We start from the raw sequence: 25,626 nt of genomic DNA, 5'->3' as shown, positions 1-25,626 counted from the left end.
CTGATCACCGAAGAACCGGACGGGTGACCGGGGCCGGATTCGCGGGGTGGCCGGGACCGGTGCGCGGGAGGAAGGCGGTGCCGGCGGCACAGATCAGGCAGAGCACGCCGCAGTAGACGCTGACCAGCCACGGGGTGCCGCCGCCGAGCCCGGTCAGCCAGGTCGCCAGCAACGGCAGGGTGCCGCCCACCAGGGCACCGGTGATCTCCCGGCTGAACGTCACCGAGGTGTAGCGGACCCGCACCTCGAACAGACTGGACATCATCGCCGCCTGCGAGGCCAGCGTCATGTCGCAGCACAGGGTGAAGATCATCACCAGGGCGGCCCAGATGATCACCGGAGTCCCGGTGTCGAGCATGAAGAAGAACGGATAGAACAGGACGGCGCCGGCGACCGATCCGATGATCATGATCGGCTTGCCACCGAACCGGTCGGACAGCCAGCCCGCAGTCGGGATGGTGACCACCTTGAGCAGGTTGGCGATGATGATGCCGACCAGGCCGATCCAGGTCGGCGCCTGCACCGAGGTGGCCAGGTAGCTGAGCGCGTACACGGAAGGCAGGTAGCTGAGCACGTTCGGGCCGATGCTCATCAGCATGGCCAGCGGGATCCGCCGGCCGCCGGCGCGGAACATGTCGAGGAACCGGGAGCGGACCACGCCGTGCTCGGTGACGGCGCCGGTGAACTCCGGGCTGTCGGTGACCCGCAGCCGGATCAGCACGCCGGCCACCGCGACCCCGATGCTGAGCAGGAACGGGACCCGCCAACCCCAACTGAGGAAGGCCTCCTCCGACATCAGCGCCTGGACGCCGAAGAACACCGCGGTCGCGACCACCGAGCCGACCGCGTTGCCGACGCTGGCGATCGACGCGTTCAGGCCGCGGTGCTGCGGTTGCGCGTGCTCGGCGGACAACAGCATCGCGCCGGCGTACTCACCGCCGGCGCCGAGCCCCTGGAACACCCGCAGGACCACGAGCAGGGCGGGGGCCAGCAGGCCGATCGAGGCGTACGTCGGCAGCAGGCCGATCAGCAGCGACGAGATCGACATCAGCAGCAGGGTGACCAGCAGCATCTGCCGCCGGCCGAACCGGTCACCGAGCAGGCCGATGATCACGCCACCGATCGGCCGGGCGAAGAAGCCGACCGCGAAGGTGGCCAGCGAGGAGAGCACGGCGATCGTCGGATCCCCGGTGGGGAAGAAGATCTTGGGCAGGACGAGCGCTGCGGCGGTGCCGTACAGGGAGAAGTCGTACCACTCCAGGGCCGTGCCGACGGTCGCCGCCAGCGTCGGGAATTTGATCGGTCTGCTCCGCTGAGCCATCACTGCCTCCGGTTCGGGTCCAAGTCGCCGATCAAGCTACGTCCGGTCCACCACAAGAGTCAAGAATTTTGCAGTTCTATCACGTGATCGCTAACGTGACGCCATGGTTACCGCAACGGACGCGAACGCGCTCCGGGACGCCGTACGCGGCGCCGACCCGGCCTTGTCCAGGTTCAATCCCCTGTCCCGCATCCTGTGCCACGACGACTTCAACACCGGCCTGCACGGCTGGGTCGAGCTCGGCGGCAACTACAACGGCCGCGGCGACTACGACTCGCTGGACCGTCACTTCCGTGACTTCCGGCCGCCGCAGCTGTCGTCCTGCGACTTCTTCGACGTCGGCACCCACGGCGCGATGTCCGGCACCTACGCGATGAAGCTGGCCACCCGGCCGCACCCCGGGCACACGGCGACGGCGATCCGCCGGCTGACCATGAGCGGCCGCGGCCTGCTCCAGATCGAGGCCTATCTGGCCTTCAAGACCGAGGCCAACGTCGGCGGCGACGAGTCGGAGAACAGCTTCGGCGACATGGCCTGGGACGGCAACCAGCATCCGTCGGAGTCCCAGTTCGGCGCCTTCACGGTCGCGACGGACCTCTGCGGCGACGGCGGCCTGCGCTACCACAACGTCGCCCGCTACCAGAACGCCGACGAGGACGGCCGGCTGGTCCGGGAGTGGCGCTACCCGGTGGTGCCCGAGCCGACGCCCCGTGATCATCACCAGGGCCGGGTCGACTATCCGTACGCGGCCGACTTCACCGCGCCGGACCCGAACGACTGGCGGGTCTTCGGCGAGCCGCAGGAGCTGTGCGTCAACGAGGTGCCGACCAAGGTGAACTGGCACTACCTGCGGTTCTTGATCAACACCGAGACCCGGAGCAACGTCGAGCTGCAGCTGAACGACCGGGTGATGGACTGGCGCGGGGTTCCGGTGCCGCCCTACGAGGACCGGTACGGCTCGCTGGAGAACCTGCTGAACTTCTACTTCTCGGTGCGTACGCTCTCCGGCCGGCGCAACTTCCTCTTCCTGGACTCGGTCCTCATCTCGGTGGATTGGTAGGCAACGACGATGCGCGAATCACAGACCGCCGTGCTGGAACGCGGCGTTGAGCTCCATGATCAACTCGTGACGGAGCCGTTCGAGACGGCCTGGGCCGGAGAGGCCCGCTGGTACGTCCAGTTCCTGCAGCCGGACCCGGGCTCCGAGATCACGATCACGGCCCAGATCTCGCCGGACGGGCTGGCCTGGATCGATCACGAGACGGCGCCGCTCACCGTACCCGCCGAGGGCCTGGTCACCCTGCCCCTGCGAGACTTCGGTCACTGGGTGCGGCTCGAGCTGCGGCGTACCGGCGGTGCGACGGCGCCCCTGACGCGGGTCTATCTTGCCCTGAAGGAATAGCCTGCATCCTGCGGACGGGGCGGACAAGGAAGGGCCGATGACTGGCGGACGGCGGACCACGCTGGGTGATCTTGCGACACGGCTCGGCCTGTCGGTCAACACGGTGTCGCGGGCCCTGGCCGGCAAGGACGGGGTCAGCGAACGAACCCGGGCCCTGGTGCTGGACGAGGCCCGCCGGGTCGGCTACGTCGCGGCCGCCGAGCCGCCGGCACCGGAGCGGGTGCGCTCCCGTACCGTCGCCGTGACGATCCCGTCCGCGACGCACTTGTTCTCGTCGGAGCTGATCGGTGCGATCGAGGCCGGTGCCCGTGCGGCCGGCTACTCGCTCGACGTCTTCACGACCGAGGAGAGCGGGGAGCAGGAACAGGCGGCCGCCCGCCGCATGATCGACAACGACCTGGCCGGGGCGATCGTCATCCCGGTCCGGAACCGCACCGAACCGTGGGCCGAGGTCCTGGCCGCCGGCATCCCGCTGGTGCTCGCCTCCCGCGAGGTGCCCGCACTGCCGTGCGACTTCGTGACGGTCGACAACACCGCAGGGGCGTACGCGGCGGTCCGGCATCTGCTGGCCCAGGGCTGCCGGACCATCGTCCAGTTCGAGGAGGACCTCGGGATCAGCACCATCGACCATCGCCGCGAGGGGTACGCCCGGGCGATGGCCGAGGTGCCGGACGCCGTGGCCCACACGATCCTGGTGCCGACCCGGCGGTTCGAGACGGCCGAGCCGCGCTGGCGGGCCACCGAGGCGCACCGGGCCGGCCTGGCCCTGCTGGATCGCAGGCTCGACTACGACGCGATCGTGGCCGGCGACGACTACTTCGCCCTCGGTGCCCTGGCTGCGCTGACCGAGCGCGGGGTACGGGTGCCGGAGGACGTCCGGCTGGCCGGCTATGGCGACCACCCGTACTCGGCCTGGCTGAACCCGGCGCTGACCTCGGTCCGGATCCCGGCCCGGCTGATCGGCGAACTGGCCGTTTCCCTGCTGCTGCAGCGGATCGCGGGCGAGACCGGGCCCCCGGTCCGCCGGCTGATCAAACCCGAGTTGATCACTCGGCGTTCCAGCACCGGCTGACCGGGGGCCAGGGTCAGTGGATCAGGCGCGGCCCCAGACCATCTTGGAGCAGTTGCTCTCATCCTTCTTCTTGGCGCCCTTGCAGACCTGGACCCCGACCGGATAGCCCTCGGGGGTCCCACTGGCGCTGTCCGGCGAGTCGAGGCCGTAGCTGGCCTGCCACGGCACCTTGAACGAGTCCGAGTCGTAGTGGATCCAGCCGTCCGGCGAGTGCGGGTCGGGCCGCAGGACCCGGACGTAGGCGTAGGCCGCCTTGCCGTCGGTCACCCCGTCGCTGACGTGCAGCATCTCCCCGCGGGCGCAGAACTTGGCGACGTAATTGCTGCCGAACTTGGCCGTGACGTTCTTCCCGCCGCTGTCGCTGCCGCAGTTCGCCCGGGTGTCCGCGGTGGCGGGCGCCGGTCCGATCGAGAGCATCGTCGCCGTCGCGGCCACCCCGGCCGCGCCGGCCAGGACGCGGGTCAGAACGCGCCGAGTCCGGCCGCTCCGCGAGCGGTTCTCGATGTCGTTGTTGATCATGCTGATTCCCTCTCCTTACCCCTGATCACGGATTTCGTAACCGTGATCAACATTGGCATTTCCGAGTACATTTCCCGCACAAAGTTGGCACACGAGAGGGTCACGTTCGATATGCATTCTGGACCATGATCAATTGCGCGGAAATGATCCGGACAGGCCGAATTGCCGGGCCCGCTCCGGCCCGGCAATTCGGTGATTATGGGGAGTGATTCCGGTTAAGAGATGATCATCGATTCGGCTCGTGATAGCCGCCGAACCAACGGTCGCAGTCGCCTGCGTCGACGAGTTCGTGGGAACTGATGCTGCCGCTCCAACTGGAGTCGTCGTCGCCGTACGGGGCGAGGCGGTTCACCCACTGCCCCGGGCGTACGCAGAAGCTGTCCCCTTCCGGGTGTCCCTCGTTGTAGCGCGGATAGTTGTAGAACTTCACGTGCCGCTTGGTCGTGTTGACGATCGATACGGTCCGGTTGTCGAAGTCCTTGATGTCGCCCTTGTCGTCGCCGTAGTCCTGGTCGTTGTCGGCATCCTTGGCGTCGTTGTCGCCGGCGCAGGTCTCCCCGCGGTAGAGGTAGAGGTTCCCCGAGTCGCCGTACTCGTCGGCCGTCTCGTGGCAGGTGTACGGCTTCGTCGGCTTCGGGTGGTCGCGTTCGCCGGTGCAGCTGGTGTCCCGGCTGCTCTGCCAACAGGAGTGTGCGGCCTGGCGTACGTCGGCGAAGTTCTCGGCGAACCGGTCGTAAACCCCGCCGTCGTTGATCTGCAGCCAGGTCTCGTCGTTCACCCGGACCGACCGGTAGGTGAAGTTGACGCTGCCGGTGAAGACGATCTTCTGATTCTTCTGGCCGTCGTAGGTTCCCTCGATCAGCAGGTTCTTCTGGTGGGTGCCGAAGTCCTGCTTGTTGTTGAACTCCCGGACCTCCGGGCCGTGGTAGTTCTGCTGCTTCCCGATCTCGGTGCGTTCCGGCTTGCGCAACAGGGTCCGCAGCGGACCGTCGGTATCGGCGTCGATGCGGTCCGCGACGATGTCGACGTAACAACCCTCGTTGTCGAGATCCCACAACCGCTTCGCGATCTTGACGCCCGGGTCGCTCAGTTCATTGCCGCTGATCGCCCAGACCGCGACCCGGACGATGGTGCGGTTCCCCGGGTCCGTACCGCCCGTGGTGCTGCCGTGGCAGTTGATCTTGTCCAGGATGTCCAGCACCGTGTTCCCGGACTTCCTCGGCGAGTGATACACCTTGTAATTCCCGAGGCCGTCCTCGGCGGGCAGCTTCCGTTCCTCGAAATAGTCGTCGTTCGCGGGATGTTCGGCGGCGAGATCGGTGAAATAGCGATTCGCGAACCAGTCATAGAGGGGTGCGTCGTTCGCGGCCGTATAGCCGCTGTTCCACATGAAGATCCCGTCATTGTCCGCGACCGGGATCTCCTTGTCCTCGAGGTTGGAGGACGTGATGAACGTGACGTCCGGAACGCCATGGGTCTCCGAGAACGTGAATTGTTTGTTGTGCATCTTGAAACTGCCGATGCAGGCCCCGTCGTCACCCTCGCCCGGGCACGGCGCGGCCCAGGAGTCCTTGGTCTTGTCGCTGCCGATCTTCTTCTGCAGGCCCCAGAACAGGGCGAAGTCGGGATGCTCGTCGTCGGCGACGAAGCGATGATCGACGATGATCTTGAGCTTGACGCCGCGCTCGATGGCGCGGTCCAGGGCGGCCACCACCTCGCCGTCGGCGAACCGGTAGCTGGCCATCCTGATCTCGGCGCCCTCCGGGGTCCCGTCGATCAGGCACTCGAGGTGCTCGTGGATCCGGCGCGGGTCGGAGTGCGGATGGTTGAAGATCGCCCCGGTCTGCGCGCAGTCGGCCGCTCTCGGTTCGGCCGCGGCCGGCCCGGTAGTGACCACGGTGCCGAACAGAACGAGCGCCGCAGTGAGCACGGCGGCGAGCAGCGGCGATCGTCCGGCGGAGGTCCGGCTCATCACAGTCTCCCGTCAGTCAGGCTGTGCGCGAAGCAGGTTCCGCAGCGTAGGCCGGGCCGTTATCGGCGGATTATCGAGCGGCTATAACCGACCCGAACCGGGCCATTCGGTTCTCGGCATGGGTCCGACCGGCCACACTGACCGGACCGCTGCTTAGCCTGACCGGGTGGACCTACGAGTGCTGGGGCCTCTCGAAGCGGTGGAGTCGGGCGCACTCGTCACACTGACCGGCAGGCGTTCGCGCCAAGTGCTGGCAGTGCTCGCTGCGGAGGCCGGAGATGTGGTGTCGACCGACAGGTTGATCGACGCCGTCTGGGGCCCTGCCCCGCCGGTGTCGGCGCGGACCCAGGTGTCGATCCAGGTGTCCGGCCTGCGCCGGGCGTTCGCCGGCGCCGGCGCACCGGCCGAGGCGATTCAGACGACCGACGTCGGCTACCGGCTCGACCCCGAGGCGGTACGGATCGATGCCCGGCTCGCCGAACGCGCCCTGCGGGACGCCGCCGCCGCGGACCGGGAGGAGGCGGTCCGGTTGCTCCGGTCGGCGCTCGGCCTGTGGCGTGGCAGGCCGTACGGCGACGTCGAGCTGGACATCCTGGAACCGGTCGCCCACCGGCTGGAGGACCTCCGGCTGCGGATCGCGGAACGCCTGTACGGCCTCGAACTGGCGCTCGGCCGCGCCCACGGGCTGATCGACGAACTGGCCCGGCTGGTCGCCGCGGCGCCGATCCGGGAAGGACTGCGCGCCCTGCTGATGACCGCGCTCTGGCGGACCGGGCGGCGGGCCGAGGCCCTGGCCTGCTTCCGTGACGGCCGGGCGGCGGTGGTCGAGGAACTCGGCGTCGAGCCCGGCTCCGTACTGCACCGTCTGCACCAGCGGATCCTCGCCGAGCCCGAACCCGAACCCGAGCCGGAACCGGAGCCGCCGCGGTCGAGCCCGTCGGTGGTGCCGTCCGAACTGCCGCGTGCCAGCCCCGGGTTCAGCGGCCGGGCCGCCGAACTGGACCGCCTGACCGCGCTCCTGCGCTGCCCCGAGGCGGACCAGACCGTGGTCGTGGCGGTGTCCGGGCCGGGCGGGATCGGGAAGTCCGAGCTCGCCGTCCAGGCCGCGCACCGGGCGGCCGCGGAGCTGCCCGACGGCCGGCTCTACGTCGACCTCTGCGGCTCGACGCCGGGTGTCGAACCGATCGCGCCGTTGGCGGCCCTGACCAGGATGATGCGCTCGCTCGGCGCCGACGAACGGTCCGTGCCGGCGGACCCGGACGAGGCGGCGGCCCGGTTCCGCTCGCTGACCGAGGGGCGCCGGCTGCTGATCGTGCTCGACAACGCCCGCGACGCCGCCCAGGTCGCGCCGTTGATCCCGGCCAGCCGGACCTGCCGGGTCGTGATCACCGCCCGGACCCCACTGGTCGGGCTGGCCGGCGTGACCCATCTTCCGGTGGCCGTGCTGGCCGAGGCCGAGGCGCTGGCGATGGCGCAGGCGCTGGTCGACCCGGCCCGCTGGGACCGCGCCGCGGCGACCGAGATGCTGCGCTGGTGCGGCGGGCTGCCGCTGGCCATCTCCATCGCGGCGGCCCGGCTCAACTCCCGGCCGGCCTGGACGCTGCGGGACCTGGCCGAACGGCTCCGCGACGAGGCCCAGCGGCTGGACGAGCTGGCCACAGCCGACCGGGCGGTCCGGATCGGCTTCGAGGCCAGCCACTGCCAACTGGACCCGCGGCAGCGGCGGACCTTCGGGCTGCTCAGCCTGCTCGAGTGCGTCGACATCGGGGTCCCCACCGCGGCCGCGCTGGCCGGGTCCGGCCCGGAACCCACCGAGGCCCAGCTGGAGGGCCTGGTCGACGTACAACTGGTGGACAGTCCGGCGCCCGGCCGATACCGGCTGCACGACCTGATCCGGCTCTACGCCCGGGAACACCTCGAAGCCGGTACGACCTCGGCCGAGCGGGACGGGCTGACCCGGCGGGCCGTGCACTTCTATCTGGCCACCGCGCGCACCGCCTGCCTGCTGCTCAACGCCGACGCGACCTGGCGGACCGGATTCGGGCCGGAGGTGCCGCGCCGGGCCGGGCTCGGGCTGCGCGACCGGGACGAGGCGTACGCCTGGCTGCGGGCCGAGTCGGCCAACCTGCCCGGCGTGTTCCGGCAGGCGACCGCCTTGCCCGGGGACGGGCCGCACCTGGCCGGCGCGCTCTGCGCCTCGATCGGCCTGGTGCTGACCCTGCGCGGCCGGGCGCAGGACAAGCTGCAGCTGGGCCGGCTCGTGCTGGCGGCGGCCGACCACGACGACGAACTGCGGGCGATCGCACACGACTGCCTCGGCTCGGCCCTGCTGCGCTGTGGTGACCCCGAGCAGGCGCTGGACCATCTGCAGTCGGCCTGCGACGGCTTCGAACGGTCCGGGAATCCGGCCGGGGCGGCCGTGCAGCTGGCGGCGATGGCGACCGCGTACCGGTTGCTCGGCCGGCTTCCGGAGGCGGTCGCGCACTCCACCCGGGCGATCGAGATCAACCGCCGGATCGCCCGGCGGACCGCCCTGGTCGACTGCCTGACCAGCCTCGGGCTGACGTACCGCCGGATGGGGGACCCGGACGCCGAACTCGCCGTCCACGCCGAGGCGGCTTCGATCGCCGAGCGGCTGCCGGAGCGGAACTGGCTGGCCAACGTGCTGGCGAACCTCGGTGAGGCGACCCGCCGGGTGGGTCACCCGGCCGAGGCCCTCGCCGTGTTCGCCCGGGCGCTGGACGCGAGCCGGCGTTCGGAGCGGACCCAGACCTTCCTGGATGCCGAGATCCGCTGGGGGATCGGCCGGGCCCACCGGGATCTCGGCGACGCCGAACGGGCCGCGGCCGAGCACCGCGAATCGGCCCGAATCCTCTACGAGTTGGGCCTGATCGACGCCGAGGAGCAGAAACGGATCGGCGGCCCCGGTGTCCCGGAGCCGCCGGAGATCATCCGTCGCAACACTTAGTGTCGGGGACCGTCAGTCGGTCTTGTCCTTGTCCTCGTCGTCGTCGTTCTCGGCGAGCTTCTCCCGGATGTCCCGAAGGTCCGTCGCCGACCGGATGTTGGCGACGGCGGCCTCCAGCGCGACCCGGACGATGAGGATCCAGAACACCAGCGGGATCAGGCCGAGCAACAGGGTCAGGACGCCGGTCACCCCGTTGTCCATGAAGTTGCCGATCACCGCGATCAGCCAGTAGGCGACGCCGGCGGCGATCGCCACGCCGAACACGATCTTGGCCAGGCCGGGCGTCGCGTACTTGCCGAACGACATGTCGAACAGCGCCGCGATCGGGTTCGCGTCGGCCGGCCGGTCCTTCTGCTGGCCGTCCTGCGGAACCGGCTGATAGCCGAAGCCCTGCTGCTGTTGCTGCGGCGGGTACTGCTGCTGTTGCTGGCCGTACTGCTGCTGCCCGTACTGCGGCTGTCCCTGCCCGTACTGCTGCTGCTGTTGATCACCGTACTGCTGCTGTTGCGGCGGCTGATTCTGCTGCTGTTGGTCGCCGTACTGCTGCTGGGCCTGCCCGTACTGGGGCTGCGCCTGGCCGTACTGCGGCTGACCCTGCTGCTGGCCGTACTGCTGGCCGCCGTACTGCTGCTGACCGCCGTACTGCTGCTGCTGGTCGCCCCAGCCGAACTGGCCCGGGCCGCCGAGCTGCTGGGTCTCCTCGGGCACCGAGCTGGAGACCGGGGAACCGGCCGGCGAGCCCCACGGGGACTGGCTCGGCGCGCTGGACTGCGAGGAGGCCGACGGCGCCGAGGACGACTGCGGCGGGTTCGACGGCACCGGAGGTACGGCAGCGCTCGGCGGCACCGGCATCGGCGTCGACAGAACGGTCGCGTCCGGGTCGGCGGCCGAGCCGGACGACGATCCGAACTGGGGCCGGTCGGAGCCGGATCCCTGATCCGGGCCCGGCCCGGAGCCGGATCCCTGACCCGAACCCTGCCCGGAGCCGGAATCGGACCCGAAGCCGGAGCCGGAGCCGGAAGCGGACCCGAAGCCGGAGCTGGAATCGGAGCCAAAGCCGGGAGCCGGGCTGTCGTCCGGCTGCTCGAACGCGTGCCTCGGCGCGGCGGCGGGTCCGGGATCGGGCCGGCTCGGCGTCTCGCTGGACTGGCCGAAGGGCGCCGGACCCGGCTCGTTCGCCGGCCCGTTCTCGGTCCGGCCCTGGTCGTTCGGGTCTCCTGGCTGTTGTGACATGTCCCCAACTATCTCTTGTTTACTTCTCCGTGGCTAGGACGCCGACTTGTTCGCGGCGACCCGCTTCCGGACCAGCGAGATGATCAACAACGTGCCGCCGCCGACGACCGCGATCCCGGCCACGATCAACAGCCAGACGCCGATGTCGGAACCGGTGTCCGGCAGCTCACCGCCGTCACCCGGGTCCTCGCCGGGGTCGCCGGGGTTCTCGCCGCCGTTGCCCGGGCCGGGCTCGTCGGAGCCCTTGACGATCATGAACCTGGTCCGGGCCTGCGACTTGCCGTCCGACCCGACCATCACGTACGGGCCGAGCTCGGTGTCCTCCGGGATCGTCACCCAGGCGGTCGCCTTGCCCTTCTCGTCCGGATCGACGGAGCCGAGCGGCACCGCTTCGCTGTCGTTCGGGGCGTCACCACGGACCAGGCTGATCTTGATCGTGTCGCCATTCAGCTCGAACTGATACAACTCGAGCTTGATCCGCTCGCCGGGGGAGGCCTCGGCCGGCATCTTGATCTTCGGGTCGAACTCGTCCGGATTGTTGTAGATCGTGACCGGATAGCTGATCGTCGTCCCGGTCGGCTCGGCCGTGATCACCAGCGTCGACGCGCCGATCGGGAAGTCGGCCGGGATGTCCATCCGAAGTTTCGCCACTCCGTCCAGGACCGTGGCGGTGCCGACCGTGCTGCCGTTGATCTTGGCAGTCAGCTTGGTGTTCTTCGGTGCCTCGGGCCCGGTGAAGTCGAGCGTGTTCAGCGGCCCGCCGGTGGTCCGGTCGGCGCTGCCGACCTGCAGGACCGAGTAGTCGGCCCGGCTGAGCTGCTGCAGGATGCCGCCGAGGGCGACGCCGCGCTTGGCGTACGACGGGGTCAGCGGCGAGGCCTGCTGCACGTACTCGGTCCAGGAATCAAGATCGATCAGCCCGGAGTCGCGCTTGTCCGCGGCGTCGGCCAGGACGTGGAAGTTGTCGCCGCCGGCGGCCAGGAAGCTGGCCGTGCCGATCCGGTACGTCGCGGCGGGGTCGTACGGCTTCCCGTCGATCATGATCGTCGTGATCCGCTTGCCCCACGCCTGCGACTCGTCGTAGGTGTAGCTGACGTTGTCGGAGAGTCCGAGCTGCAGGTACGGCCTCGACCCGGTGAACGGCGAACCGTCCGCGTTGGTCTGCCACTGCTGCTCCAGCAGCGTCTTGAACTGCTCACCGGTCAGGTCCAGCGTCACCAGCGTGTTGGCGAACGGCAGCACGGCCGCCGCCTCGGAGTAGGTGATGTCGCCCTGGTCCAGATCGGCCCGGTTGCCGCCCGCGTTCTGGATCCCGATCTGGGCGCCGCCGCGCTGCGGATCGGCGAGCTGCTCGCGGAACATGGTGGCGACCAGGTCGCTGATCGTCGACTCGGCCGCCCGGTCCTCCAGCGGTCCCTCGTCGGTGGCCACGGTGCCGCGGGTGATCGGCGCGGTGGCCTCGCCGATCACCTTGCTGCCCAGTTCGTCGGCCTTCGCCAGGGCGTCGGTGACGATCTCGTTGATCTTCGCGACTCGCGGGTACTTGGTGATCAACTCGTCGTTCGGCGTCTCGGTGATCTCCAGGTTCTCCGCCGTGTACGAGGCGACCGCGCCGGCGTCGTCGAAGCGCAGTGTGACCTTGCCGAGCAGAGCGCCGTACGACTCCGACTGCAGGATCGGCCGGGTCTTGCCCGCGACACCCGGGATCGGACCGTCCCAGGCGTAGGCCTGGTGGGTGTGCGCGGTGAAGATCGCGGCCACCTTCGCCGAGGTCTCGTTGACGATCTTGGCGAACGCGCCGCCCTTGGACACCTCGTCCTCGAGGGTCCCGTTCGGCTCGCCTTCGACGGCCCCTTCGTGGTACTCGGCGATGATCACGTCCGCCTCGCCGTTGGACTCGTCGCCGTCGCTGAGCTTCTTCGCGACCCGGTTCACCGCGTCCACCGGATCCCCGAAGTCGAGGTCGGCGATGCCGTCCGGCGACACCAGGGACCGGGTCTCCGCGGTGACCGCGCCGATCACCGCGACCGTCCGGCCGGCCTTCTCGAACGTCGCGTACTCCGGCAGCGCCGGCGTCGTGGTGCCCTTGCGGTAGACGTTCGCGCCGAGGTAGGTCCAGTCGGCGTTCTTGATCACCCGGTCGGTCAGGTCCGCGAAGCCGCGGTCGAACTCGTGGTTGCCGACCGCAGCGGCGGCCAGCTCGGCCGCGTTCAGGACGTCGATCGTCGGCTGGTCCTTCTGGATCGACGATGCGAACAGCGAGGCGCCGATGTTGTCGCCGGCGGTCAGGAACAGCGTGTTGTCCTCGCCGGCCTGCTCGCGCTGCTGCTCGACCGTACCGAACAGGGCGACCGTGTTGGGCGACTCCTCGGCGATCCGGCCGTGGAAGTCGTTCAGGTTGAGCAGGGTCAGCTCACCGGCGGCCGCGACCTTCGGGGTGGCCCCGCGGGCCGACGTAACTCCCATGATCACCGGATCATGATCACTGGCCCGGCGGGCGTCGTCGGTGTAGTAGTCGATCTTGGTCGCGCGGTATTCCGAGTACTCCAGCGCGGTCGACTCGCCGGCGTTGATGTTCCAGACCGCCGCCGTGGTCTTCCGCTGCGCCAGCGCCCGGTTGACCAGGATGTGATCGAGCGAGCCGGCCAGCCCGGAGAAGTTGTAAGAGTACTGGTCGGCCGGCGCCGCCCCGGCGAACCCGGCCTCGTAGAGGACCCGCATCGGGTCCTCCTGCGTGTAGGAGTTGAAGTCGCCGACCAGCGCGACTGAGTTCGCCCGGGTCGTCCGGCGCAGCGTCGGCAGCCAGTCCACCAGCGCCTCGGCCTGCCGGACCCGGTCGCCGTTGTAGGCGCCCTGCCCGTCGCCGGTGTCCGCGTTGTCGCCGGTCGCGCCGGAACCGCTCTTGGACTTGAAGTGGTTCACCACCACCAGGGTCGGCTCGCCGCCCGTGGCCGCGGTGAAGCTGGCCGCGATCGGGGTCCGGGCATTGCCGAACGCGCCGTCGTCGCCGGCCGCCGAGCCGAGCGCGTACGCCTTGCCGTTGAGCTTCACCTCGGCCGGCTGGTAGATCATCGCGTTGGTGATGAAGTCCTGGTCGGCGACCGGCTGCAGCTGGGTCGAGGACGGTACGAAGGCCCACTTGTCGGTGCCGGCGGCCTCGTTCAGCGCGTCGACCAGCGTGGCGGTCGCCTCGTCCACGTCCTCGCCGAGCTTGGCCGAATTCTCGATCTCCATCAGCCCGACCACCGACGCGTCCAGCTCGTTGATCGCGGTGATGATCTTGGCCTGCTGCCGGGCCAGGTCGTCGGCGTCCCAGGCACCCCGGACGTCGCAGTCGAAGGTCACGTTGAAGGTGTCGTCGAGCGACTCGTTGCCGCCGACGCAGTCCGTCCGGCCCTGGCCGGTGGTGGTGAAGTAGTTGAGCACGTTGAACGACGCGATCGAGAAGTCGCCCTCCGGCTTCGGCGCCGCCGGCGCCTCGCCCGCGTTGATCTTGGCCGGCTCGTCGCCCGCCTCGACCGGTCCGGCCGGGTTGAGCTTCCACTTGTCGTTACGCCAGTCGATGATCACCGGCTCGGTCAGCTCCAGGGTGTCGCCGACCGTGACGCCCTCGCCCGTCTTCAGGTACGGCAGCGTCTGCCCGGCGGTGCCGCGGTTGGTGCCGTCGTCGAGGTTGACCCGGCCGGCCAGGTTGGCCGCGGCCTGCTTCGCGGCGGCGTCCGACCCGGGCGCCCCGACGTCGGTCGGCTGCACCGGCAGCGCGTCGCCGGCGGTCAGCCCCAGCTCGCCGTACGCCAGCAGCGGGTAGGTGTCGCTGACCAGGAACTCCTCGTCGCTCTCGTACAGCATCGATTCGAAGTTCTCGCGGTTCTTCGCCGTGTCCGCCCAGGCCGTCGTCACCGGCTGCGGCAACTCCGCCTCGGCCTCGGCGACCGTCACCGACTTCAGCGCGAGCTGGGTCAGCCCCTTGTATTCACCGGCGGTGCCGGTCACCGTCACGGCGTCACCGACCTTGACGTCGAACGCGACATTGCCCGCGTAGACGAAGATCGCGTCGGACGCCGCAGCCGGATCCTTGTCCTCGCCGCCGGAGCCCGGCGTCTGGATGACGAACCCGTTGAACCCGTTGTCCGCCTTGGGATAGACCGCCGTCACGACCGAGGTCTGGGTGGTCACCTCCTGCCCGCCCAGCGAGGTGCCGTCACCCGTGCCCTGAATCTCGGCGATCGCGACCGGCTCGGCCGCGTGGGCCGGTGGTGCGGTCAGGAACAGGCCCAGGGCCAGCGCCACGGCCAAGAGCGATGAGAGCGTGATCCGAATCCTGCGGCCGTGACCTGACACCTGCACCTAGGTTCTCCTCCGAGTCCGCCAACGCACCCGCAACTGGGCGCGGAATTCCCCGGGAGACAACCTCTCGCGACCTGCCCCGGTTCGCAACCCACTCCGAAGAAATTCGCGCAGACGTCACCTGCACCCGGGTCCCGCCGCCGTGGCCCAGCGCGAGTGGCACGGAATTGCACTTCAACGCCAGAGGAGATCGATTTCTCGGCTTCGGCGGGGCGTTGAGATGCAATCTTGTGTCACTCGGACGGTACGAGGGTCTGGATCAGCCGGATCCTTCGAGCCCAGACGGGACAGCTGTTGATCGTCGGGCCTGCCGAACGCAGTGGTCCTAAACGCAGTGGTCCTATCGGAGCTGTTCCGCCGCCGCCGCAATGATCCCGTCGCGTTGGCCGTCGGGCGCGGTGGCCCGCGCCTCGTAGATTCCGTCCAACGCTGCGGTCTCTGCGTCGGGGTCGAACGCGTAGGCCAGCGCCGACACGGCGCGCGCCTGAGCGAACCGGGCCGAGTACTCCTCATCTCGGCCCGCGTCTTGCAAGTCGAACGCCTCATCGTCCAAGCGCTCCGCAAGCTGATCCAACCGCCGTTGCCTGTCCGCATCGGCCGTGCCCGACTGCAACGCGTTCAGCGCGTCAGCGACTCCGTCGCCCGAGACGCCGGTAGCGCCGATCACGAACTCGGCAGCGGCAGCCACCGCGGCACGCTGCCGTTCCGGTGACGCGGCCCGAATCCGATCGGCCAAGTCGCCCTCGACACTGTCGAGTCGCGTCGTCATTGGTCCTCCTTCGCGTTCTTCAGTGGGCTCGCAGGCTCAGCGCCGGCGGCGGCAACCCTATCGGCGCAGGGCGGACAGATGGGGCGACCCGCTGCGATGTGCGATGGGCGGATGTCTCTTGCATCCATGTGGTCAAGGATCGACGTCTCTGCATGGCCTCGGCCCTCGGCGATCTCCTCGCCTGCAGCCAGTTGGAGCGGTTTGCGCAGGTAGCCGTTGTCTTCGCTCGTGCCGATCACTACTCGGGCTCCGCCGCCCGTGTCGGTGCCGACGCCGACCCCCATCGTGATGCGTCCACGCCGCGCCTCCGGAAGGAGCGCCTGGAGTTCGGCGGCACGCTGTTCGGCGAACTCCCTGGGCTGATCACGGGCCGCACGAATCGCATCCGGCAGGTCCCCTTCCTCCTGATCATGCCCCTCGTTAGCGGTCTCCGGCTCATCGGCAGCTGCCTCAGCAAGAGCCTTCGCCTTGGCAGCCTCCTCGGCACGCTTGGCCGCCTGGAATCGGATCTCGGCACCTGTACGCCCCTGGGCGTCGGTCACGACGGACCGCCGAGGTTCGACGTCGCCAGTGTCAGCCTCGGCGGTCTTGGCCTCGGCTTCGTCAATCGGCTTGTTGCGCAGGAAGCGCAACTCAGCCGCAGTCATGCCGTTGGAATCCCGTAAGTCAACATCCCGGCGAGGTTGCTCCGCAGTGGCCTCTTCCTTGTCGGCCTCCCCGGATTCCACCTTCCTGTTCCACGCGGCGATGTACTCGGCCGGGTTCAGTCCGTTGTCGTCCAGCAACTCCGAGGCACCTGGTCGCGCGTCCTCGGGCGGCCGGCTGGGACTCTCGCCGGAATCCTCTGGCCGACTCGACGGTCGGTCGATCCGCATGCGATGACGATACGAGCGACAGAGGAGCCCCGCCACTGCTCCATCGGTTCAGACCGGGGCACCGAGCGGGGCGGTTCCTTCACTTCGGGGGGATGAAGGAAGTACGAATCGCCCCGCTCGGTGCGGTCCGGGCGGTCGGCTCAGAAGGCCGACTCGGGAAGGTCCATCACCGCGTTGTCGGTCTGCTCGGCGATGGTTCGTTCGGCGGTCAGTCGGGGCAGCGTGGTCCGGGCGAACCAGCGGGCGGCGGCGACCTTGCCCTCGTAGAAGGCACGGTCGGCGTCGGAGACGTTGCCGGCCAGGGCCTGCAGGGCGACCTCGGCGCCGCGCAGCAGCAGCCAGGCGCAGATCAGGTCGCCGGCGGCCATCAGCAGGCGGGTCGTGTTCAGGCCGACCTGGTAGAGGTCGCGGGGCTCGCCGGCGGCGGAGGACTGCAGCCGGGTGATCATCGCGGCGACGATCGAGCCGACGTCCTCGAGGCCCTTCTGGAGCAGCTCGCGCTCCTCCTTCAATTGCCCATTTTCGTCGTGGCCGGCCGCGAAGCCGCCGATCTCCGCGGACAGGGCGCCGAGCGCCTTGCCCTGGTCCTTGATGATCTTGCGGAAGAACAGGTCCTGACCCTGGATCGCGGTGGTGCCCTCGTAGAGCGTGTCGATCTTGGCGTCGCGGACGTACTGCTCGAGCGGGAAGTCGGCGATGAAGCCGGAGCCGCCGAAGGTCTGCAGCGACTCGGTGCCGAGCAGGACCCAGGAACGCTCCGACCCGTAGCCCTTGACGATCGGCAGCATCAGGTCGTTGAGCCGCTCAGCCAATTCGTCGGTACGGCCTTCGGAGCGCGCGACCGCCACCCGGTCCTGGATGCTGGCCGCGTACAGCACCAGGGCCCGCATCCCTTCCACGGCGGACTTCTGGGTCATCAGCGAACGCCGGACGTCCGGGTGGTTGACGATCGTCACCCGCGGCGAGGCCTTGTCGGTGGCCTTGGCCAGGTCGGGGCCCTGGACCCGGGTCTTCGCGTACTCGAGCGCGTTGAGATAGCCGGAGGACAGGGTTGCGATGGCCTTGGTGCCGACCAGCATCCGGGCGTGCTCGATGATCTCGAACATCTGCTTGATGCCGTTGTGCACCTCGCCGAGCAGCCAGCCCTTGGCCGGGGTGTCGCCGTCGCCGAAGGTGAGCTCGCACGTGTTGGAGACCTTGAGCCCCATCTTGTGCTCCAGGCCCGTGACGTTGACGCCGTTGCGCTCCCCGGTCAGCTCGCCGGTCTCATGATCGAAGTGATACTTGGGCACGATGAACAGGCTGAGCCCCTTGGTGCCCGGCCCACCCTCACCCTCGACGCCGTACGGCCGCGCCAGCACGAGGTGAATGATGTTCTCGGTCAGGTCGTGCTCGCCGCCGGTGATGAAGCGCTTGACGCCCTCGAGGTGCCACGAGCCGTCCGGCTGCGGAACCGCCCGGGTCCGGCCGGCGCCGACATCGGAGCCGGCGTCCGGCTCGGTCAGCACCATCGTCGCGGCCCACTTCCGATCGACGATGTGCTTGCCGATCTTCTTGTCCCGCTCGGTGCCGTTGCGCCACACCGCGTAGCCCATGTGCGGGCCCTCCGCGTACATGTAGATCGACGGGTTCGCGCCGAGCACCATCTCGGCCAGGCCCCAGGCCAGGCTCGGCGGCGTCGGCTGGCCGTCGAGTTCCTCCGGCAGCACCACGCGCCACCAGTCCGAGTCGATGTAGGCCTGGTACGACTTCTTGAACGACTCGGGCAGCGGCGCCGTCTGGGTCACCGGGTCGAACACGGGCGGATTGCGGTCGCCGTCGACGAACGACTCGGCCAGCTTGGTCCGCGCGAGCAGGTCGACCTCGGCCAGCATGGCCTCGGCGGTCTCTTGATCGAGTTCCGCGTACGAGCCGGTGCCGAGCACCTTCTCGGTGTGCAGCACCTCGAACAGGTTGAACGCGATGTCGCGGACATTGGACTTGTAGTGCGCCATGGGACTCCTCGCCAGGACCGAAGTTACCCGCCAGTAACCAGAAGTATGCTACTCGCCGGTAACCATCGCAAGCCAAACCGATCCGAAGACATGGTTCGAGGATGATTCGCCGGGTGGGGCACCAGGGCCCCACCCGGCGTCACTCTCTCGAATCAGGGTGTGATCAGCACGGACGGGTAGCTCGGCCACACGGGCCACAGAAGGTGGGGTTGAGTGCGGTCTTACGAGCTTCGCCGATTCACACTCCTGACCTGCCGGATTCCGGGGAGATACCCGGCAGAAGAGAGAGCTACATTCTAGGTTTCGGCGACCCGTCGCGGTAGGGGAACTTAGTCCCGTCTTGCTGCCGTACAAGCGAAATCTTGATGATCGTCCAGACTTCGGCGGGTCGACCGGCCGGCCGTGGTTCGATGGGCCCATGACGCGTTACGCAGTGCTGCTGCGCGGCATCAACGTCGGCCGGCGCAAGGTCGCCATGGCCGAGCTGCGCGAGGTCGCCGAGGCGGCCGGTTTCGAGGACGTCCGGACGCACCTGAACAGCGGCAATCTGATCATCGCGAGCGATCACGAGGCCGAGGCGGTACGGAAGCTGCTGGAGCCCGCGATCGCCGAACGGTTCGGCTTCGAGGTGCCGGTCGTCGTCCGTACCGTTGATCAACTCCGGGCGGTGCTGGCCGCGAACCCGTTCCCGGACGCCGACCCGTCCCGGCTGATCATCAACTTCTGCGCGACCGCACCGCCGCCCGACGTGCTGGACCGGATGGCCCGGCTGGCGACCGACGCGGAGCCGGTCGCGGTGGTCGGCGACGAGGTCGTCGTGGACTACCGGGACGGGATCGGCCGGAGCAAGCTCGCCGGCGCCGGTGACAAGGCCATCGGGGTCACCGCGACCGGGCGCAATCTGCGTACGGTGCAGAAGCTGGTGGAGCTTCTGACATGACGGCCCGCCTGGTCCCGGCGATCGCCGGCGCGCTGCCCGGCCTGGTCCTGGCCGGCATCGGACTGGTCCACCCGCACGACCTCGCGCCCGCCACGGCCGGCCACTGGATCACGTTGCATGTCTGGCTGGTCCCGATCTTCCCGCTGCTCGGGCTGGCCCTGCTCATCCCGGGCTGGACCGCGCCGCGCTGGGCCCGGATCCTGCTCGCGGCGTTGATCTTCCTGTACGTCGTCTACTACGGCGCCCTGGACGCGGTCGCCGGGATCGGCGCCGGCATCGCGGTGCAGCGGAACCAGGTCCGCGGGGATGTCGATCACTGGCTGCTGGAGGTCGGCAACAGCCTCGGCTGGGTCGGCAGCATCGCGTTCCTGGCGGCGGCGCTGCTGGTCGCGGCGCTGGTTTTCCGGCGGGTCCGGGGTCCGGCGCTGATCCCCGGCCTGATCCTGGTCGGGGCGTCGGTCTCGTTCCTGAACAGTCACATCTACGCCCCGCGCGGCGTGATCACCGTGCTGCTGATCGGGCTGGCGACCGGCTGGCTGACCTGGGTGGCCGGCCGCCGGTCGCCCGGGACCACTACTTCGCCTGGTTGATTCGGATCGCGTTGCCGAACGGGTCGCGCAGTCCGCAGTCGATTCCGTACGGGCGCTCGGTGGGCGGCTCGGTGAACTCGACGCCCTTGGCCGTCAGCTCCTCGTACGTCTTGTGGATGTCGTCCGTGGCCAGGCCGATCCAGCCACCGCCGGCTCCCTTGGTGACGAGTTCGCGGACCTGTTCGGCGGTGCTGTCGTCGTGCGCGGGGGCGCCCGGCCGCTCCAGCAGCAGCTCGCGGTCCGGCTGGCCGGGGACGCCGACGGTGAGCCAGCGCATGAAGCCGAGGTCCTGGTCGGTCCGGACCTCGAAGCCGAGCTTGTCGACATAGAAGGCGAGGGCCTCGTCCTGGTCGAGGACGAAGATCGAGGAAATCGTGATGGCGTTGAACATGCCTCGAACCTAAGGTCCGCGACCGTGCGGATGCTTATCCGAAACTGCTCGGTCGGAGCCAGGCCTTGGCGAAGCAGGTCGGCGCGACGATCGGCGGCAGCCCGACGATCCGGCGCCGGAACTCGGTCGGCGATTCGCCGACGATGTCGCGGAAGGTCCGGCTGAACGTGCCGAGGCTGTTGAACCCGACCTCGAGGCAGATGTCGGTGACGCTGCGGTCGGTCTCCCGGAGCAGCCGCATCGCCCGCTCCACCCGGCGCCGCTGCAGATAGCGGTGCGGCGTCTCGCCGAACGTGGCCCGGAACGTACGGATGAAGTGCGCCTCCGAGACGTGCGCCAGCCGGGCCAGCGCCGGGATGTCCAGCGGTTCGGCGTAACCGCGGTCCATCGCGTCCCGGGCACGCAGCATCCGCCGGTTGGTGTCCTCGGCGGCCTGGTTCACAACGGCCATCCTGCCGGAAATCCCGTGGACGGATCGGTGACAGCCTGGCCACACTTGGGCGGTGCCGCCAGCCTTCCTGCCCGGGATCGAACTCTCCCGTCTCTTGTACGAGGACGTGGTCGGCCACGGGCTGGCCGCGGACTTCCCAGGGCTGCCGTACGCGGCGGGACTGATCGGTCCCGGTTCCGAAGTGCTCGGGTACGACACCGAGCGGTCCACCGATCATGACTGGGGACCGCGGTTGTTGATCTTCCTCCCCGATGATCAAGCCGACCGGACGGCGGAGGTCCGGAAGGCCGTCGGGGCATGGCTGCCGGAGCAGTTCCGCGGGTTCCCGACGACGTTCCCGGAAGGTGATCACCGGGTCGTGATCAACGGGCTGGGCGACTGGCTGCGCTGGCGGCTCGGGTTCGATCCCCGGGCCGGGATCGGGATCCGGGACTGGCTCGGCGCACCAGGGCAGCTGCTGGCCGAAGTGACCGGCGGCGCCGTCTTCCACGACGAATCCGGCGAGCTGGGCCGGGTCCGGCAGGCGCTGGCCTGGTATCCGGACGACGTGTGGCGGTACCTGCTGGCCTGTCAGTGGATGCGGATCAGCCAGGAGGAACCCTTCCCCGGGCGCTGTGCCGAGGTGGGCGACGACGTCGGTTCCATGATCATCGCGGCCCGGCTGGCCCGGGACGTGATCAAGCTGTGCCTGCTGATGGAGCGGCGCTACCCGCCGTACCCGAAATGGCTGGGCACCGCCTTCCGCCGGCTGCCGATCGCGGCGGAGGTCGAGCCGCTGCTCGCCGGCGCCCTCACCGCGCGGGACTGGCCGGACCGGGAGCGGCTGCTGAACCAGGCCTACCTGGCCATCGGGCGCGCCCACAACGCGCTCGGCCTGACCGCGCCGGTCGAGCCGGCCCTGGTCCCGTTCCACACCCGGCCGTTCCTGGTCCCGGAGGGCGGGCGGTACAGCGGCGCGCTGATCGAGTCGATCGCCGACCCGGAGCTGCGCCGCCTGCCCCGGGTCGGTGCCGCGGACCAGTACCTGGACAGCACCGACGCGCTCAATGATCATGGTCTCCGTGACGCCGCCGCGGGTAGGGTCCTTGGCTCTTCTGCTCGCTGACCCGCCGACTAGGTTGGCCGGATGAGCGTTGCGGTGATGTGGTTCCGGCGGGACCTGCGGCTGGGTGATCATCCGGCCCTGGGCCGGGCCGCCGAGGACGGTGCGGTGCTGCCCCTGGTGGTGCTCGACCCGGCGCTGCTGCGGACCGCGGGCCGGCGCCGGGACCGCTATCTCGCCTCGGTCGCTGCCCTTCGCGACGCCACCGGCGGCGCGCTGGAGATCAGGACCGGCGATCCCGCGGTCGAGGTACGGGCCGCCGCTCGCCGGGTCGGCGCGACGCGCGTCCACGTCAGCGCGGACGGCACCCCGTACGGTCGGAGGCGGGACCGGCGGGTGGGCGACCTGCTGGCCGAGTCCGGTCTGGAGTTGATCATGACCGGGAGCCCGTACGCGATCGGGCCCGGGCTGGTCCGGACCGGCAGCGGCGGGCCGTACCAGGTGTTCACGCCGTTCCACCGGGCCTGGCGGGACCACGGCTGGCCCGCGCCCGCGCCGGGGATCGAGCCGACCTGGCATCGTTCGGACGTCGATCCGGCGCACCGTCGGCTTCCCGATCCGGCCGACCATGACGCCGGTGAGGAGCGGGCGCTGGCGCGGTGGTGGCGCTATCTCGAGGAGGCGATCGACCGCTACGACGCCGAGCGGGACCGGCCGGACCTCGACGCGACCAGCCGGATGTCGATCCCGCTGAAGTACGGCGAACTGCACCCGCGCACCCTGCTCGCCGACGTCGCTGCCGGGCCGTCGACCTCGGGCCGGGAGAAGTTCGTCGCCGAGCTGTGCTGGCGCGAGTTCTACGCCGACGTGCTCTGGCACCGGCCCCAGTCGGCCTGGCGGGACCTGCGCCCCGAGCTGGCCGCGATGGACTACGCGGATCCCGACGACGCCGCGGAGTTGATCACGGCCTGGAAGCAGGGCCGGACCGGCTTTCCGGCGGTCGACGCCGCGATGCGGCAGCTGGCCGCGGAGGGCTGGATGCACAACCGGATGCGGATGATCACCGCGAGCTTCCTGATCAAGGACCTGCACGTCTGGTGGCCGGTCGGCGCCCGGTACTTCCTTGATCAACTCCTGGACGGCGACCTGGCCTCCAACAACCACGGCTGGCAGTGGGTGGCCGGCACCGGGACCGACGCGGCGCCGTACTTCCGGATCTTCAACCCGGTCACCCAGGCCAAGCGGTTCGACCCGGACGGCGACTACGTCCGGCGCTGGGTGCCGGAGTTGCGCCACCTCGCCGGCGCTGCGGTCCACGAACCGTGGCGGGCCGGCGACGGTTACGCGGACGGCTATCCGGAACGGATCGTTGATCATGCCGAGGAACGCGAGGTGGCGCTGACCCGCTACCGGCTGGCCCGCGCGGCTCAGGAACGGCCGGAGTAGTTCGGCGCCTCGGCGGTCAGCTGGATGTCGTGCGGATGGGACTCGCGGAGTCCGGCCGAGGTGATCCGGACGAAGCGGCCGCGCTCCTTGAGCTCGGGGATCGTCGCGGTGCCCGCGTAGAACATCGACTGGCGCAGCCCGCCGACCAGTTGGTACGCCACGGCGGCGACCGGCCCGCGGTGCGGCACCCGGCCCTCGATGCCCTCCGGCACCAGATCGTTCTCGGCGGTCACGTCGCCCTGGAAGTAGCGATCCTTCGAGTACGAGCCGCTGCGGCCCCGGCCGGACAGCGCCGGCAGCGAGGCCATCCCGCGATACGTCTTGTACTGCTTGCCGTTGACGAAGATCAACTCGCCCGGGCTCTCGTCGCAACCGGCCAGCAGTGACCCGAGCATCACCGTGTCGGCACCGGCCACGACCGCCTTGGCGATGTCCCCGGAATACTGCAGGCCGCCGTCGCCGATCACCGGGATGCCGGTCGGGCCGGCCACCGAGGCGACGTCGTTGATCGCCGTCACCTGTGGCACCCCGACCCCGGCCACGACCCGGGTGGTGCAGATCGACCCCGGGCCGACGCCGACCCGGATCCCGTCCACGCCGGCCTCGACCAGGGCCCGAGCTCCGGCTGCGGTCGCGACGTTGCCGCCGACGATGTCTACGTGATCGGCTCGCGGCTCGACCCGGAGCTTGTTGATCATGTCCAGCACGGCGCGGGTGTGTCCGTGCGCGGTGTCGACGATCAGCAGGTCGACCCCGGCGTCGATCAGCGCCATCGCCCGTTCCCAGGCGTCGCCGAAGAACCCGACCGCGGCCGCGACCCGGAGCCGGCCCTGCTCGTCCTTGGTCGCGTCGGGATGCTGGTCCGCCTTCACGAAGTCCTTGACCGTGATCAGCCCGCGCAGTCGATCATGGTCGTCGACCAGCGGCAGCTTTTCGATCTTGTGCGCGGAGAGCAGCCGGAGCGCTTCCGTACGCCCGATGCCGACCCGCCCCGTGATCAACGGCATCGGCGTCATCACCTCACCGACCCGGCGCAGCGGATCGGTCTCGAACCGCAGGTCACGGTTGGTCACGATGCCGACCAGCCGGTCGTCCGCATCGACCACCGGGACGCCGGAGATCCGGTAATGCGCGCACAACTCCTCGACCTCGCGCAGGCTGGCCTCCGGCGAGATGGTCACCGGATCGTCGATCATGCCCGCCTCGGACCGCTTCACCTGATCCACCTGCCGAGCCTGCTGGTCCAGCGGAAGGTTGCGGTGGATCACCCCGAGCCCGCCGACCCGCGCCATCGCCACCGCCATCCGAGCCTCGGTCACCGTGTCCATCGGCGAACTCAGCAACGGCACCTTGAGCGAGATGTTCCGCGACACCTGAGACCGGGTGTCCGCTTGCGACGGAATCACCTCCGACTCCCCTGGCTGCAGCAGTACGTCGTCGAAGGTCAGTCCCCAATTCAACTTGTCCATGCGCGAGCTTAACCGAACCGTAGTAGCACTAACAACTACTACCCCGCTGACCCGGCACAAAAGCAGGCGTTCTGGCGGCGTGTCGCTGCGGAAGTGCCGGGTCGGTCAGGGGGTGGGAAGGGTGCGGCTGATGCTCGTTCGGCCGGCGGGCTCGGCCGAGCGGGTGCAGCGGGTGGGCCGGGGTTCTGGATGCTGCGGGCGAGTCGGGGCGGGCTTCCGGGTGCTGCCGATGGCCCGCGGTTCCGGGCGGGGCTATGGGTTGGCCAGGTCCCCAGTGATGCCGCCAGTCGAGGTGCGGGCCCGGTCCCTGCCGGCGGGTGGGTCGGTGCGGGTGCGGCGGGTCCGAGGCGCGTGGCGGGTGGGTCGCGGTTGGAGGGTCTGCCGGCGGTGGGAGTACGAATGCTGCGGGCGGGTCGGGGGCCGAGAGGCGCGGCGGTCGGGTCGGGTCCGCGCGGTGGGCCGGGGGCTTTGAGTGGGGTCGGCCCGGAGTGATGCCAGGAGTGAGCCGGGTCTGGAGTGCTGCCGGCTGGGCCGGATTCGAGAAGCACACCCGGGGCCCGAGGCTGACGCGGTCGGTTGCGGTGATCGAGGGCGGCTGCGATCTACCTTCTGGCTCGACCCGACAGACCGCACCAACTCCCGCCGGTGATCTGCAGAAAGTGCGGCGGCTTCGCCGAGTGGACGGCTTGACCGGCAAATCGGCGGCGGATTCACGCGGTTGTTGCAACACCGATTGGATCTGTTGGGTTCGACAGTAGTTGGTTGAGTGCTTCTGCTGGGGTGCGCCAGTCGAGGGTTTGGCGGGGTCGGGCGTTGAGTTCGGAG

19 protein-coding genes are annotated in these 25,626 nt (G+C 69.6%); 8 read left to right on the top strand and 11 right to left on the bottom strand.

The annotated features are described in order from the left end of the window. Positions 1-4: 4 nt before the first annotated feature. Positions 5-1,321, bottom strand: coding sequence for an MFS transporter (locus ACFQU4_RS36725; protein ID WP_377501935.1), 1,317 nt, complete (start codon positions 1,319-1,321; stop codon positions 5-7). Between the two features lie 103 nt (positions 1,322-1,424). Here ACFQU4_RS36725 and ACFQU4_RS36720 point away from each other — a divergent pair, with 103 nt between their 5' ends. From ACFQU4_RS36720 to ACFQU4_RS36710, 3 genes are read left to right on the top strand one after another with little or no spacing between them, the layout of a single operon-like run. After that, positions 1,425-2,381 (top strand): DUF6772 family protein, encoded by a 957-nt coding sequence (locus ACFQU4_RS36720; RefSeq protein ID WP_377501932.1) that lies wholly within the window; start codon positions 1,425-1,427, stop codon positions 2,379-2,381. Positions 2,382-2,390: 9 nt separating this feature from the next. Continuing rightward, positions 2,391-2,723 carry a DUF6385 domain-containing protein gene (locus ACFQU4_RS36715; RefSeq protein WP_377501929.1) on the top strand — a complete coding sequence of 111 codons (333 nt, stop codon included), beginning with the start codon at positions 2,391-2,393 and terminating at the stop codon, positions 2,721-2,723. Positions 2,724-2,760: 37 nt separating this feature from the next. Then, positions 2,761-3,795, top strand: a complete 1,035-nt coding sequence (locus ACFQU4_RS36710) for a LacI family DNA-binding transcriptional regulator (RefSeq protein WP_377501926.1) — start codon at positions 2,761-2,763, stop codon at positions 3,793-3,795. Positions 3,796-3,816: 21 nt separating this feature from the next. Here the strand turns inward: ACFQU4_RS36710 and ACFQU4_RS36705 are convergent, their stop codons facing one another. Together ACFQU4_RS36705 and ACFQU4_RS36700 are read right to left on the bottom strand one after the other, a co-directional pair. Beyond that, complete coding sequence (locus tag ACFQU4_RS36705; RefSeq protein ID WP_377501923.1) at positions 3,817-4,314, bottom strand: hypothetical protein; 498 nt, start codon at positions 4,312-4,314, stop codon at positions 3,817-3,819. Positions 4,315-4,540: 226 nt separating this feature from the next. Beyond that, the gene (locus tag ACFQU4_RS36700) at positions 4,541-6,286 is read right to left on the bottom strand and encodes a phospholipase D-like domain-containing protein (protein ID WP_377501920.1); all 1,746 of its coding nucleotides are present in this window, start codon (positions 6,284-6,286) and stop codon (positions 4,541-4,543) included. A gap of 166 nt (positions 6,287-6,452) precedes the next feature. Between ACFQU4_RS36700 and ACFQU4_RS36695 the strand changes: the two genes are divergently transcribed. Next, entirely contained in the window at positions 6,453-9,254 is a 2,802-nt protein-coding gene (locus ACFQU4_RS36695) for a BTAD domain-containing putative transcriptional regulator (RefSeq protein WP_377501917.1), read from the top strand. A gap of 12 nt (positions 9,255-9,266) precedes the next feature. Here the strand turns inward: ACFQU4_RS36695 and ACFQU4_RS36690 are convergent, their stop codons facing one another. The 5 genes from ACFQU4_RS36690 to ACFQU4_RS36670 form a co-directional block, all read right to left on the bottom strand. Continuing rightward, positions 9,267-10,487: a DUF4282 domain-containing protein gene (locus ACFQU4_RS36690; RefSeq protein ID WP_377501914.1), complete on the bottom strand. Its 1,221-nt coding sequence runs from the start codon at positions 10,485-10,487 to the stop codon at positions 9,267-9,269. A 33-nt stretch (positions 10,488-10,520) separates the two neighbouring features. Continuing rightward, positions 10,521-14,777, bottom strand: a complete 4,257-nt coding sequence (locus ACFQU4_RS36685) for an ExeM/NucH family extracellular endonuclease (protein ID WP_377501912.1) — start codon at positions 14,775-14,777, stop codon at positions 10,521-10,523. Positions 14,778-15,174: 397 nt separating this feature from the next. Next, entirely contained in the window at positions 15,175-15,603 is a 429-nt protein-coding gene (locus ACFQU4_RS36680) for a hypothetical protein (protein ID WP_377501910.1), read from the bottom strand. Next, positions 15,600-16,388, bottom strand: a complete 789-nt coding sequence (locus ACFQU4_RS36675) for a hypothetical protein (RefSeq protein ID WP_377501908.1) — start codon at positions 16,386-16,388, stop codon at positions 15,600-15,602. The genes ACFQU4_RS36680 and ACFQU4_RS36675 overlap by 4 nt, the downstream gene beginning before the upstream one ends. 230 nt (positions 16,389-16,618) lie before the next feature. Beyond that, positions 16,619-18,472, bottom strand: coding sequence for an acyl-CoA dehydrogenase (locus ACFQU4_RS36670; protein WP_377501906.1), 1,854 nt, complete (start codon positions 18,470-18,472; stop codon positions 16,619-16,621). Between the two features lie 418 nt (positions 18,473-18,890). Between ACFQU4_RS36670 and ACFQU4_RS36665 the strand changes: the two genes are divergently transcribed. Both ACFQU4_RS36665 and ACFQU4_RS36660 read left to right on the top strand, forming a co-directional pair. Continuing rightward, positions 18,891-19,412 (top strand): DUF1697 domain-containing protein, encoded by a 522-nt coding sequence (locus ACFQU4_RS36665; RefSeq protein WP_377501904.1) that lies wholly within the window; start codon positions 18,891-18,893, stop codon positions 19,410-19,412. Further along, the gene (locus ACFQU4_RS36660; protein WP_377501903.1) at positions 19,409-20,002 is read left to right on the top strand and encodes a hypothetical protein; all 594 of its coding nucleotides are present in this window, start codon (positions 19,409-19,411) and stop codon (positions 20,000-20,002) included. Before ACFQU4_RS36665 ends, ACFQU4_RS36660 begins: the two co-directional genes overlap by 4 nt. On the opposite strand, the gene ACFQU4_RS36655 is transcribed toward ACFQU4_RS36660, so the two are convergent. Both ACFQU4_RS36655 and ACFQU4_RS36650 read right to left on the bottom strand, forming a co-directional pair. After that, positions 19,986-20,393: a VOC family protein gene (locus ACFQU4_RS36655; protein ID WP_377501901.1), complete on the bottom strand. Its 408-nt coding sequence runs from the start codon at positions 20,391-20,393 to the stop codon at positions 19,986-19,988. The two genes, ACFQU4_RS36660 and ACFQU4_RS36655, sit on opposite strands and share 17 nt — an antisense overlap. A gap of 34 nt (positions 20,394-20,427) precedes the next feature. Next, complete coding sequence (locus ACFQU4_RS36650) at positions 20,428-20,844, bottom strand: helix-turn-helix domain-containing protein (protein WP_377501899.1); 417 nt, start codon at positions 20,842-20,844, stop codon at positions 20,428-20,430. 52 nt (positions 20,845-20,896) lie between these two features. On the opposite strand from ACFQU4_RS36650, the gene ACFQU4_RS36645 reads away from it, so the two are divergent. Together ACFQU4_RS36645 and ACFQU4_RS36640 are read left to right on the top strand one after the other, a co-directional pair. After that, positions 20,897-21,949, top strand: a complete 1,053-nt coding sequence (locus ACFQU4_RS36645; protein WP_377501897.1) for a DUF4037 domain-containing protein — start codon at positions 20,897-20,899, stop codon at positions 21,947-21,949. Between the two features lie 21 nt (positions 21,950-21,970). Beyond that, positions 21,971-23,332 (top strand): cryptochrome/photolyase family protein, encoded by a 1,362-nt coding sequence (locus ACFQU4_RS36640; protein WP_377501895.1) that lies wholly within the window; start codon positions 21,971-21,973, stop codon positions 23,330-23,332. On the opposite strand, the gene guaB is transcribed toward ACFQU4_RS36640, so the two are convergent. After that, on the bottom strand, positions 23,314-24,801 hold the full coding sequence (guaB, locus tag ACFQU4_RS36635; protein WP_377501892.1) for an IMP dehydrogenase: 1,488 nt from the start codon (positions 24,799-24,801) through the stop codon (positions 23,314-23,316). The two genes, ACFQU4_RS36640 and guaB, sit on opposite strands and share 19 nt — an antisense overlap. Positions 24,802-25,626: the final 825 nt, after the last annotated feature.

This window comes from Microlunatus sp. GCM10028923, from assembly GCF_042666975.1.
GTDB lineage: Bacteria > Actinomycetota > Actinomycetes > Propionibacteriales > Propionibacteriaceae > Microlunatus.
This window is presented reverse-complemented; position numbering and strand designations above follow the sequence as displayed.